Source organism: Sporosarcina sp. FSL K6-1508, from assembly GCF_038007465.1.
Lineage (GTDB): Bacteria > Bacillota > Bacilli > Bacillales_A > Planococcaceae > Sporosarcina > Sporosarcina psychrophila_B.
Genome location: NZ_JBBOXF010000001.1, coordinates 771440 through 782949, shown reverse-complemented (window position 1 = coordinate 782949; position 11510 = coordinate 771440). Strand labels below are relative to the sequence as shown.

Annotated in this window: 13 protein-coding genes; 11 read left to right on the top strand and 2 right to left on the bottom strand. The window is 42.1% G+C overall.

The genetic code is table 11. From position 1 onward, the window contains the following. Positions 1-3: 3 nt before the first annotated feature. From yabA to rsmI, 4 genes are all read left to right on the top strand, one after another. A complete protein-coding gene (gene yabA / locus MKZ11_RS03645; RefSeq protein WP_340792677.1) occupies positions 4-375 on the top strand; it encodes a DNA replication initiation control protein YabA in 372 nt (123 codons plus the stop codon). 123 nt (positions 376-498) lie between these two features. After that, on the top strand, positions 499-1248 hold the full coding sequence (locus MKZ11_RS03640; protein WP_340792676.1) for a tRNA1(Val) (adenine(37)-N6)-methyltransferase: 750 nt from the start codon (positions 499-501) through the stop codon (positions 1246-1248). Beyond that, positions 1232-1519, top strand: coding sequence for a GIY-YIG nuclease family protein (locus MKZ11_RS03635; RefSeq protein WP_340792675.1), 288 nt, complete (start codon positions 1232-1234; stop codon positions 1517-1519). The genes MKZ11_RS03640 and MKZ11_RS03635 overlap by 17 nt, the downstream gene beginning before the upstream one ends. Then, positions 1497-2375: a 16S rRNA (cytidine(1402)-2'-O)-methyltransferase gene (gene rsmI, locus MKZ11_RS03630; protein WP_340792674.1), complete on the top strand. Its 879-nt coding sequence runs from the start codon at positions 1497-1499 to the stop codon at positions 2373-2375. Before MKZ11_RS03635 ends, rsmI begins: the two co-directional genes overlap by 23 nt. A 70-nt stretch (positions 2376-2445) precedes the next feature. On the opposite strand, the gene MKZ11_RS03625 is transcribed toward rsmI, so the two are convergent. Next, positions 2446-2724 (bottom strand): AbrB/MazE/SpoVT family DNA-binding domain-containing protein, encoded by a 279-nt coding sequence (locus MKZ11_RS03625; RefSeq protein WP_067213757.1) that lies wholly within the window; start codon positions 2722-2724, stop codon positions 2446-2448. A gap of 280 nt (positions 2725-3004) precedes the next feature. On the opposite strand from MKZ11_RS03625, the gene metG reads away from it, so the two are divergent. Continuing rightward, positions 3005-4969 carry a methionine--tRNA ligase gene (gene metG / locus MKZ11_RS03620; protein ID WP_340792673.1) on the top strand — a complete coding sequence of 655 codons (1965 nt, stop codon included), beginning with the start codon at positions 3005-3007 and terminating at the stop codon, positions 4967-4969. Between the two features lie 224 nt (positions 4970-5193). On the opposite strand, the gene MKZ11_RS03615 is transcribed toward metG, so the two are convergent. Beyond that, positions 5194-6552, bottom strand: a complete 1359-nt coding sequence (locus MKZ11_RS03615; RefSeq protein WP_340792672.1) for an IS1182 family transposase — start codon at positions 6550-6552, stop codon at positions 5194-5196. A 191-nt stretch (positions 6553-6743) separates the two neighbouring features. On the opposite strand from MKZ11_RS03615, the gene MKZ11_RS03610 reads away from it, so the two are divergent. From MKZ11_RS03610 to MKZ11_RS03585, 6 genes are all read left to right on the top strand, one after another. After that, entirely contained in the window at positions 6744-7511 is a 768-nt protein-coding gene (locus tag MKZ11_RS03610) for a TatD family hydrolase (RefSeq protein WP_340792671.1), read from the top strand. Positions 7512-7646: 135 nt separating this feature from the next. Beyond that, entirely contained in the window at positions 7647-8885 is a 1239-nt protein-coding gene (locus MKZ11_RS03605) for a ubiquitin-like domain-containing protein (protein ID WP_340792670.1), read from the top strand. A gap of 186 nt (positions 8886-9071) precedes the next feature. Beyond that, the gene (gene rnmV, locus MKZ11_RS03600) at positions 9072-9638 is read left to right on the top strand and encodes a ribonuclease M5 (protein ID WP_340792669.1); all 567 of its coding nucleotides are present in this window, start codon (positions 9072-9074) and stop codon (positions 9636-9638) included. Beyond that, positions 9631-10533 carry a 16S rRNA (adenine(1518)-N(6)/adenine(1519)-N(6))-dimethyltransferase RsmA gene (gene rsmA / locus MKZ11_RS03595; RefSeq protein WP_340792668.1) on the top strand — a complete coding sequence of 301 codons (903 nt, stop codon included), beginning with the start codon at positions 9631-9633 and terminating at the stop codon, positions 10531-10533. The genes rnmV and rsmA overlap by 8 nt, the downstream gene beginning before the upstream one ends. Before the next feature lie 299 nt (positions 10534-10832). Further along, positions 10833-11099 carry a biofilm formation stimulator Veg gene (veg, locus tag MKZ11_RS03590; protein ID WP_340792667.1) on the top strand — a complete coding sequence of 89 codons (267 nt, stop codon included), beginning with the start codon at positions 10833-10835 and terminating at the stop codon, positions 11097-11099. A gap of 132 nt (positions 11100-11231) precedes the next feature. Then, the gene (locus MKZ11_RS03585; protein ID WP_067213751.1) at positions 11232-11408 is read left to right on the top strand and encodes a small, acid-soluble spore protein, alpha/beta type; all 177 of its coding nucleotides are present in this window, start codon (positions 11232-11234) and stop codon (positions 11406-11408) included. Positions 11409-11510 lie beyond the last annotated feature (102 nt).

Sequence of the window (11510 nt, the reverse complement as noted above, 5' to 3'; positions counted from 1 at the left end):
TAGTTGAAAGAAAAAAACTTTCTGGATAGGGTTATGGAATTTGAGCAAGAACTCGAATCTATGCAAAAGCAATTCCGCGAATTGATTGGATTCGTCGCGCAGATGACGGAAGAGAACCATTCGCTTCAACTCGAAAACCATCATTTGCGCAAGCGGCTTGAAGAAATGGATAAACAGATAGATGAACAAACGCAGACCATCAACACGCGACAACATCGGAAAAAACCGAATAAAACGGACGTTGGTGAAGGTGTCGATAATTTAGCACGTCTGTATAACGAAGGGTTCCACGTCTGTAATGTCCATTATGGCGGTACCCGTAAAGGGGAAGATTGTCTATTCTGCCTCTCATTTTTAAATAAGCAAAACGTGTAAAGTGAGCCGATCCTATTGTCATGTAGGCATCGGCTTTTCTTTTATTGTAGCCAACTGGCGGCAAAGTTAGAGTAAGTTTCTTAATTTGGCGCCTTACGCAGTTCTATTATGGAGGAAAGTAATATGGATGATATTTTAAAAGATGATGAACGGCTTGACTATTTATTGGCGGAAAGTCTGCGGATTATTCAGAGTCCGTCGGTATTTTCATTTTCTCTGGATGCAGTATTGCTTGCAAGATTTGCATATCTTCCAGTACGCTCAGGGAAAATTGTAGATTTATGTGCAGGTAACGGAGCGATACCGCTGTTTTTAAGCGCCAGAACAAACGCTGATATTATTGCCGTTGAATTGCAGGACCGGCTTGCAGATATGGCTGAAAGAAGTGTCCGGTATAACGGATTGGAAAACCGCATTCAGATTATTAATGGGGATGTTATAGGGATTGCAGCAAAACTTGGATATGAAAAATACGATACCGTAACATGTAACCCGCCCTACTTTCCAGCACAGGGGGCAAGTGAAAAAAACTTATCGGAGCATTTGGCAATTGCGAGGCATGAAATCCATCTAACGCTGGAGCAGGCTATCCAGTCGGCAAGTGAATTGCTAAAGCAGGGCGGAAAGGCAGCATTTGTTCACCGTCCTGGGCGTTTGCTCGACATTGTGACGGCAATGCGTGCGAATCGGCTTGAGCCGAAAAGAATTCGGTTCGTTTATCCGAAAGAAGGAAAAGAAGCGAACACCTTGCTGATAGAGGGGATTAAAGACGGCAAGCCGGACTTGAAGGTGTTGCCTCCTCTTTATGTGTACGGCTCGGATAATGAATATACGGAAGAAGTGAGGCTTCTCCTTTATGGCCACAATGGGTGATCACTTATTTTATGTAGTAGAATGCAGAGACGGCTCTTACTATGCCGGTTATACGAATGATTTAGAAAAGCGTGTTCGTGTACATAATGAAGGGAAGGGCGCTAAATATACCCGCGCAAAACGGCCTGTCCGATGTATTTATCATGAAAGTTATGAAACGAAACGTGAAGCCATGCAGGCGGAATACCAGTTTAAACAACTGAAGAGAAATGCGAAAGAACTTTATATCAGAAAGGGGCGAAACGAGAATGAAATCACAAAAAAGTGCTGAATTGGGCGGTGGAAAACTATTTCTCGTCGGGACACCAATCGGCAATCTCGAAGACATGACATTTCGGGCGGTTCGTATCCTAAAAGAAGTAGATATGATCGCGGCGGAAGACACACGCAATACAATTAAGTTATGTAACCATTTTGAAATTAAGACGCCGCTCACGAGTTATCACGAGCATAATATTGAAATTGGTGGCGAAAAGATTTTAACGATGCTGGCGGAAGGAAAGACTGTTGCACTCGTGAGTGATGCAGGCATGCCATGCATTTCTGACCCGGGCGCAGACATTGTATCCAAAGCGATAGTTGCGGAGTATGACGTGGTTCCGGTACCAGGTGCGAATGCGGCAATCAGTGCGCTAGTCGCTTCCGGATTAGTACCGCAGCCTTTTACGTTTTTTGGCTTTTTATCGCGTCAGAAGAAAGATCGGAACATTCAATTAGACGATTTAAAACTACGGGAAGAGACAGTCATTTTGTATGAGGCACCCCATAGGCTGAAAGAAACCTTGCGTGCATTACAGGTGAGTTTTGGCGGGACGCGCTCTGTTGCCCTTGCAAGGGAAGTGACAAAACGTTTCGAGGAATTCCTTCGTGGAACGCTTGAGGAAGCTGTTTTATGGGCAGAATCAAATGAGATACGTGGGGAGTTCTGTATTGTTATCGGAGGCAGTGATGGAGTGGTTGTCGAAGAGCAGGAGAAGTGGTGGAGCAACTTGGAAATCCGTGATCATGTATCAGAATTGATGAAAAGAGAAGATATTCGTTCAAAAGAGGCAATTCGACTAGTAGCAAATGACCGTGGACTAAGTCGTCGTGACGTTTATAAAGAATTTCATGTTGAAATTGAATAAATGCAACAAAATCGTGTGAAATAGAAAAGATCCAGAACGGATAACCGGTCTGGATAATCGTATTATAAAATTACTTTTTTAAGCTATCTTCAATTTCCTTGATGAGTTGTTTTGCGCCCTCTGGGCTCAAAATCAACTTACCATCGATAAGACTTAAATTGTCGTCAGACACATCGCCCGTAATCGAGCATGTCATATTTGGCATATATTTCTTCAAAATGATTTTATCTTCATCAACGTAAATTTCCAAAGCATCTTTCTGTGCAATACCAAGTGTACGGCGTAATTCAATCGGAATTACCACACGTCCAAGTTCATCAACTTTTCTTACAATACCAGTGGATTTCATGACTAAAACTCCTTTCCATACTTTTGCTTTCGTCAAAATTCGACATAATTCTCTTAACCATTTCATCATACCAAGTCTTCCAATTAACGTCAATACTAGGTGCTTAAAACTATGAGAAAAATAGTAGTTTTTTTAAAAAAGGCATTTCGTTATTTCCTTCGGCTAGACTAATAGATGAAAAAGCAATAATAATGCAGACCATAGGCAGGGAATTTCATTGTATCGTCAGGGTGCTTTCGATAGAATAGACATTACATACTTATACACTGGAGGAATATTCGTGGCTGATCAAAATAAAACTTTTTATATTACTACACCGATTTATTATCCAAGCGGCAAGTTTCATATCGGTACCGCTTATACCACTGTTGCTTCTGACGCCATGGCGCGTTATAAACGATTGCGCGGATATGATGTCCACTTCTTAACTGGAATGGATGAACACGGACAAAAGATACAAGAGAAAGCGGACGAGGCAGGTATGCCGCCGCAAGAATATGTAGATGGCATTGCAGAAGTTGCAAAAAAGGTCTGGAGCATTATGGACATTTCCTATGATGACTTCATTCGCACGACGGAAGAGCGCCATAAATTAGGTGTCGAAAAGATTTTCAAAACATTTCTTGATAACGGCGATATTTATAAAGGTGAGTACGAAGGATGGTATTGCCTGCCTTGTGAAACGTATTTCACGGAAGGACAGCTTGAAGACGGCAATTGTCCAGACTGTGGACGTCCGGTTCGGAAAGTGAAGGAAGAATCGTATTTCTTCAATATGAAGAAGTACGCGGACAGATTGTTGAAGTTTTACGAAGATAACCCGAAATTTATTGAACCGGAATCACGTAAAAATGAAATGATTAATAACTTTATCAAACCCGGCCTTGAAGACTTATCTGTCTCCCGTATGTCGTTTGATTGGGGTATAAAAGTTCCTGGAGATCCGAAGCATGTTATTTATGTATGGGTTGACGCTTTAACAAACTACATTAATGCACTTGGTTATCAGTCTGAAGACGATTCGTTATTTAAAAAGTACTGGCCCGCAGATGTCCATGTCGTAGGAAAAGATATCGTCCGTTTCCATACAATTTACTGGCCGATTTTTTGCATGGCGCTCGATCTGCCGTTGCCGAAAAAAGTATTCGCACACGGATTCATTATGATGAAAGATGGAAAAATGTCGAAATCTAAAGGCAATGTCGTCTATCCTGAGATGCTTGTTGAACGTTACGGGCTCGATGCGACACGGTATTTCTTGCTTCGCGAATTGCCGTTCGGGCAAGACGGCGTATTCTCACCTGAGTCCTTTGTGGAAAGAACGAATTATGATCTTGCGAATGACTTGGGCAATTTATTGAACCGATCGATTTCAATGATCAATAAGTATTTTGATGGTGAAATCCCGACAGAAGGTCTTACAGCAACTAATTTCGATGAAAGCTTGACCGATTTCATCACAACTACAATAGGAAAGTACGAAGCATCGATGGAAAATATGCAGTTCAGCACTGTTCTTGGCGATTTATGGGCTCTTATATCACGGACCAACAAATACATTGATGAGACGTCTCCGTGGGTATTGGCGAAGGATGAAGCAGATAAAGGAAAATTGGCATCTGTAATGATGCATCTTGCAACTTCACTCCGTCACATTGCTATCTTATTGCAGCCATTCATGACACAAGCGCCTAAACAGATCATTACGCAACTTGGTCTAGATGAAAAACTGCTTGCATGGGATACGCTTGGCAATTTCAAAGCGATTCCAACCGGCACAAAAGTCGTAGAAAAAGGCGTTCCAATCTTCCCGCGTTTGGATGCGGAAATTGAAGTTGTTTATATCCGTGATCAGATGGCAATCACTGCACCTGCTGAAGTTGAGCAACCTGAAAAGGCAGAGATTGAAGAGGCGGTTGAAACTGAGATTTCAATCGATGATTTTATGAAAGTGGATTTGCGCGTTGCGACAGTAACCGCGTGTGAAAAAATTCCGAAAGCGGATAAATTACTAAAGCTGCAGCTAGATATGGGCTATGAGCAGCGGCAAGTTGTATCAGGCATCGCGGAACATTATGAACCGGAAGCGCTTATCGGTGAAAAAGTTATTGTGGTAGCTAACTTGAAACCTGTGAAATTACGCGGCGAACTATCCCAAGGCATGATTCTAGCTGGGAAGTCAGACGGTATTTTGAAACTTGCAACGGTTGACCCGTCACTAGCGAATGGTGCACAAGTTAAATAAGAATAGAAACGGCGTCCCTTATGGAAACGTCGTTTTTTCTTTTCGTGCGTATACTATTCTTTTATAAACTGAGCGAAGGACCTTTCAAGGGAGAGCCGAAGCGGATTTGAAGAAAATTTTTATTTTAACTTATATGAATCAATTTCATAATAGCCATTTTTAAAAATGTGTAGAGTAGCCCCTTGATGATTTTCAAGTTTTTTAAAAATAAAATTTCGATGTAGTTAAGCTACTTGTAACGACTGTTGCTTCATTACTACTCTGATCCGATCCGTGGCTAATTTTGAAGCATTATAAACAAGCGTCACCAATTGGAAGTGCAGCTTCGCTTTCTTTCCAGTTCGATGACGGACATTATTGAGCCCGAAGAATTCTTTTAAATACGCATTGACCCGTTCGACAGCGGTACGTTCCTTGTACAGTTCATCCCACTTTTTCGATCCCCTGGCTGGATTGGTGTACTTCCTGAAATCCGTGGATTGTCTAATTTTATAGGTCTTTTGACAAAGGGTGTCGTGTTGTAATGGACAGGTCGCACATTCTTTCGGGCGTGTATATTTCAGTGTCTTGTATTTCGGATCGAAGCTATCGTAAAGATAGGAATGCTCTACGACACACGTCGGTGCGAAATGCTCGTCGTAACCGACCATCTCTCCTTCGTTGCGTCGATTATACGGAATGACGGCTTGTAGATTTTGGTCAGTCAATTGTTGATAAATCGGTTCGTAGTCGTAACCGGCATCGAAAAGACCTGTGTTAAATAAAGCTGGAAGGTCCCGATCAATTTTCTTCAATAATGGAATGGCTGCTTTCCCGTCATTGAGACTACCGGACGTCATCATACCCGTAAGAATATATTGGCTTTTTGTGCTGACGGCCAAATGACCTTTATAACCAAACCAGAAGGTGTTTTTTCCATCACTGTTTTTCTTGATTCCCCATTTCGGATCGATAGGGGCCTCTTTAAACAACGTTTCTACTGATTCGGATAGCTGATGTACAATCTCTTTTTCATAAATCGGACGCGCTTTCTCCGCCGCCTGTTTTTCTTTCAACCATTGTTCACGTTCGGCTTTTGGCTTGCGACCGCGCTTTTTCGAAGCCGGCTTTTCTTTCTTTTCGGAAGCCTGGGCACGATCCCTCGCCTCGAAATGGGTGGCGTCAATGGCGATGTTTTCTTCGCCAATATGCCCTTCATCGATGGCCAGCAAAATAAGATTGTCATGAATTTGGGTCATCGTATCTGATTCACTGATGACGGTAATCATCCTGGAATAAGAAGCTTCGGATGGGATTTGGTCGGAATGAAGAAAACCACAGTCATAACGAAAAATGGGGTCACGATCCAACCGTCTGACAAGATCCTTGATTGTCACAATACGCTCGACGACGCGAGCGATAAGTGAATAGATCATGGCACCGTAATTCAATTCTCTAGGTGCACCTACTTTTTTCGGTTTATCGAATAGATTCAAGATAGGATTTAAGTTAACTGTTGAAAAAACTGCTTCAAAATGATGGGTGGGTTCCATCTTATATAATTCATGCATGTCAAACAGGCTTTGTTGTCGTATAATGGACATAGGGGCATCTCTCCAGTCTGTTATGTATGTGTCGTAACTTACATTATACAGGATTTGGGGAGGTGCTCTATTTTTTATGTCTTGAAAGCCTTGATACGTAAGGGCTTAGGATTATGAAATTAACTCATATAGTATGTGATAGAAGCTATAATCCGTTTAATTAAAATAAAATCATTGTGAGGCGAAAAAAGATGTATATAGATACACATGTCCATTTAAATGCAGACCAATATGAAGAAGATATAGACGAAGTGATTCAACGTGCCCAAGAGGCCGGGGTAGAAAAGATGGTAGTCGTCGGATTCGACCGTAAGACGATTTTGAAAGCTATGGAGCTGACCGAACAGCATGCATTTATCTACGCTGTTGTTGGATGGCATCCCGTAGATGCAATTGATTGTACTGAAAAAGACTTGGAATGGATTGAATCGCTCGCTGCCCATCCTAAAGTCGTTGGTATCGGTGAAACAGGCCTCGACTATCATTGGGATAAATCACCCAAAGATGTGCAGCAAAGCGTATTCAGAAAGCAGATTCGGCTTGCACAGAAAGTTAACCTTCCAATCGTTATTCATAACAGGGATGCAACAGCGGATGTCGTTCGTATCTTAAAAGAAGAGGAAGCTGAAAAAACAGGTGGAATCATGCATTGCTTCGGCGGAAGTGTCGAAACAGCAAATGAGTGTATAAATATGAATTTCATGATTTCACTGGGTGGGCCCGTTACTTTTAAAAATGCGAAAGCCCCAAAAGAAGTGGCGGCTGAAATTTCACTGGATCATTTGTTGATTGAAACAGACGCACCTTATCTTGCACCTCATCCGTACCGCGGAAAAAGGAATGAACCGGCTTGGGTGACGCTTGTCGCAGAAGAAATCGCAAGGCTGAAAGGTCTTCCTGTTGATGAAGTGGCAATAAAAACAACCGCCAATGCTTTAAAAATATTCAACATAAGATGATTAGAATGGCGGGAAGTTTTCCATACTTTGTGTATGGGGAACTTCCTAATTTTGTAATTCGATGAAATCAAACGGGTTGACACAACGAAAAGTTCCCTTTATAATCAGCCGAGTGATGAAGGAGGAGTTTTTTTCATGTCAAAAAGTACCATGAAAAACCTGTTCTATAAGTCATTGAGGAGTAAAAAAATAGCGATTACCGTAGTTTCGCTTACGCTATTTGTTACTGTTATTTCACTTGTTCTCTTTGAGGGAACAAAAAAATCGATCACGCTGGACGTGAACGGTGAAGAACTTAACATTAAAACGCACGCACATACAGTAGGCAAACTTCTTTCTGAACAAGAAATTAAAGTTGCCAAGCACGATCTAGTTATACCCTCAGTGAATACACCTATCGAAGACGGTCTTTCGGTTAGGTGGGAACAGTCGCAACAAGTTGCAATAAATGTCGATCAGGAAATTACATCCGTATGGACGACTGATTATAAGGTTGAAGATGTACTGGCTGAAGCCGGCATTGAAGTTACCGAGGACGATGTTGTAAAACCGGAGCTTCATGAACAGCTAGGGAAAGACAATAGCATTACCGTTCAAAAAGCGTTCGATATAACGTTAAATGACGGGGGAGAAGAAAAGAATATCCGGACAACTTCGACTACGGTCGCTGACTTTTTAAAGAGAGAGAACATTCATTTGAATGATGATGATCGTCTGAATAGAAAGGCAGAGGGATATCTAAAGCCTGGTTCTATAGTGGCGATTGTCCGAGTGGAAAAGGTCACCGATGTAGTGGAAGAACCGGCGAACTTTGCAGTTGAAACACGCAACGATCCATCTTTACTGAAAGGGCGCGAAAAAGTCGTCCAAGCGGGAAAAAAAGGAACGGTTTCACGGAAGTTTGAAATTGTGAAAGAAAACGGGAAAGAAGTTTCCCGTAAGTTATTAGAAGAGAAAAAAATTAAGAATCCACAAACAAAAATTGTTTCCATCGGCTCAAAAGTGATGGTTGCAAGCACTATGTCGACAAATTCCAAAGCTGGCAGAAACGTCTCCCGTGGGAACTCTGGTGCACCTGCAGGCGGCAAGGAGTTTTTCGTGACGGCTACAGCTTATACGGCAGGGTGTAATGGGTGTTCAGGAATAACACGCACGGGTATTAACTTACGTGCAAACCCGAACTTAAAAGTCATTGCAGTCGATCCTAAAGTTATCCCGCTCGGTTCGAAAGTGTGGGTCGAAGGATACGGTTATGCGGTTGCAGGAGATACAGGCGGCGCAATCAAGGGCAAGAAGATAGACCTTCATGTCCCGACGAAAAACGAAGCCTATAAATTTGGTAGACGCCAAGTGAAAGTTAAAATCATCGATTGACATCATCTATCCGCAGGACTGTAATTGGTCCTGCGGATTATTGTGTTATAGCTTGCTTCTGGCGGATGTCACACATTTTGTAAGGAGTTAATTAGTTCGAGGCGTAATTGATCATCTACCTGTCTGTACATAAGGCTGTGTGCAGAGTAGAATTGGGGAAAGACCGCAATGGGAAAGAGGATTTTTGTGAACATTAAAGAGATTATTGTCGTTGAAGGAAAATCTGATACAGTTGCCGTAAAACGAGCAGCAGGTGCGGATACGATTGAAACGAATGGATCCGCAATTGATGAAAAGACGCTTGTCCGTATTCAACATGCACAGGATACAAGGGGAGTTATCGTATTCACGGATCCTGATTATCCGGGGAGAAGAATCCGCGCCATTATTGAAGAGCGTGTATCGGGTGTGAAACATGCTTTTCTTGAAAAGAAGCTGACGATCGCCAAAAATGGATCGGGACTTGGAATTGAACACGCAAATGATGAGCATATACGAGCGGCGCTAAGTGCAGTTTACACGGTGGACGATCAACCCATTGTTGATATTCCGCTTGCAGATTTGATAACAGCCAGACTGATTGGCCATCCTGATGCGAAAAGGCGGCGGGAACGCTTAAGTGAGCTGTTGCAAATCGGCCAAGTGAATGGCAAAGGATTGAAAAAAAGGTTGGAAATGTTCCGAATCGGTTATGAACGATTGGGAGAAGTATTAAAAGTTCTAGACGAGGAGGAAATAGAAAATAATGAATAAAGATATTGCGACTCCGGTCAGGACGAAAGAGATTCTTGCCAAGTATGGTTTTGCACTCAAAAAAAGTTTAGGTCAAAACTTCTTGATTGACCCCAATATTTTACGCAATATTATTTCGCAAGCGGGCTTGTCCGAAAAAACAGGGGTTATTGAAATTGGACCTGGGATTGGTGCGTTAACAGAACACCTTGCAAGAAGTGCAGGGAAAGTGGTCGCTTTTGAAATTGATGGACGTCTTCTACCGGTGTTGGAAGATACCCTGTCGCCTTACGACAATGTGACAATCGTTCACCAGGATATACTGGAAGCCGATCTTTTAGAAGTAATGAAGGATCATTTTGCAGATTATGAAGATGTCGTTGTCGTAGCAAACCTGCCGTATTATGTGACGACACCAATTATCATGAAGTTCTTGCTTGGAAAAGTTCCGGTATCGGGAATGGTCGTTATGATGCAGAAAGAAGTTGCCGATCGCATTACTGCCGTTCCAGGAACAAAAGCATACGGTTCATTGTCCATCGCCATCCAGTATTACATGGACGCGGAAGTGGCTATGATTGTGCCGAAGACGGTATTCATGCCGCAACCGAATGTGGAGTCTGCCGTTTTGCATTTGACAAGAAAAGAAACAGTGCCTGCACAAGTAATTGATGAAGACTTTATGTTCTTAGTATCCAGAGGTTCATTTGTCCAGCGAAGAAAAACGATTTTAAATAACTTGCAATCGTCGTTACCTAACGGCAAGTTGAAGAAGGAAGAAATATTGAAGGCTTTCGACCAAATCGGCATGGATCCTGGCCGCCGTGGAGAAACACTGACAATAGAAGAATTTGCAAACCTTTCGAACGCTTTGTACAAAGACTTTTATGAAGAAAAGAAAAAACTGCAGAGCTAAATTGTTTGCTTGGGGTTAGAGGAAAAAGGTATAGGTTTTAACTGTAAATGTCTTTTAGTCTGTGAGGCCGATATACACCTCTGTGTGTTGGTAAGGGCACAGTCATTGCGGTTATAGTCTGTTTTCCTCTTTCACTTCTGCTTACCGGAATCGTCTGATGCTTGGCACTTTTCTTGGAAAAGTGCTATTTTTAATAATAAAAAGATTGACAAAGTAGATGAGCAATTGTTAAAATGAAGATTTTAATTGACAGAACTTTTTAAAAGTGTTATGCTTATACTTAGTGAGGTGTAAGCGACGTGCCAAAAACATTAGCGGACATTAAGAAGTCATTGGATTCTCACCTGGGAAAACGTTTGCACTTAAAAGCAAACGGCGGTCGGAAGAAGACGATCGAGAGAGCTGGAGTGCTGCGGGAAACATATCGTGCAGTATTCGTAGTTGAACTTGACCAGGACGAAAATGCGTTTGAAAGGGTATCTTACAGCTACGCAGATATTTTAACCGAAGCGGTTGAAATAACAATTCTTGAGGGTGCAGATACTACGGCATTCATCATCAAATGATTACAGCATTTATGATTTAATTCATTTTTAAACAGCACCTGTGAAGACATTCTAAAATGGAATGACTTATGCAGGTGTTTTTTTTTTCATTTGGCCCATACTAGGTTTGTCAGCCAAAAGGAGGAAAACCGAATGGCGAAAAAACGTGGCATAATGTCTGAAGGCTTGAAGGTAGAGATTGCAAAAGAGCTTGGATTTTATGATGTTGTTGAGCGGGAAGGTTGGGGCGGCATTAAATCACGCGACGCGGGTAATATGGTGAAGCGAGCAATTGAAATGGCCGAACGAGGAGTAGCACAAAAGAAATAACAGCTATGAATTAACCCTTTATCCAACTATACGGCTGACAAAAGAAGAGCTGGATCGGGGTCGTAAAGACATCCGGTTCAGCTCTTTTTAACGGATTAGGAA

Coding starts and splice junctions, on each gene's coding strand:
- MKZ11_RS03640 (WP_340792676.1), top strand. CDS start 499: ATGGATGATATTTTAAAAGATGATGAACGGCTTGACTATTTATTGGCG.
- MKZ11_RS03635 (WP_340792675.1), top strand. CDS start 1,232: ATGGCCACAATGGGTGATCACTTATTTTATGTAGTAGAATGCAGAGAC.
- rsmI (WP_340792674.1), top strand. CDS start 1,497: ATGAAATCACAAAAAAGTGCTGAATTGGGCGGTGGAAAACTATTTCTC.
- MKZ11_RS03625 (WP_067213757.1), bottom strand. CDS start 2,724: ATGAAATCCACTGGTATTGTAAGAAAAGTTGATGAACTTGGACGTGTG.
- MKZ11_RS03615 (WP_340792672.1), bottom strand. CDS start 6,552: ATGTCCATTATACGACAACAAAGCCTGTTTGACATGCATGAATTATAT.
- MKZ11_RS03610 (WP_340792671.1), top strand. CDS start 6,744: ATGTATATAGATACACATGTCCATTTAAATGCAGACCAATATGAAGAA.
- MKZ11_RS03605 (WP_340792670.1), top strand. CDS start 7,647: ATGTCAAAAAGTACCATGAAAAACCTGTTCTATAAGTCATTGAGGAGT.
- rsmA (WP_340792668.1), top strand. CDS start 9,631: ATGAATAAAGATATTGCGACTCCGGTCAGGACGAAAGAGATTCTTGCC.
- MKZ11_RS03585 (WP_067213751.1), top strand. CDS start 11,232: ATGGCGAAAAAACGTGGCATAATGTCTGAAGGCTTGAAGGTAGAGATT.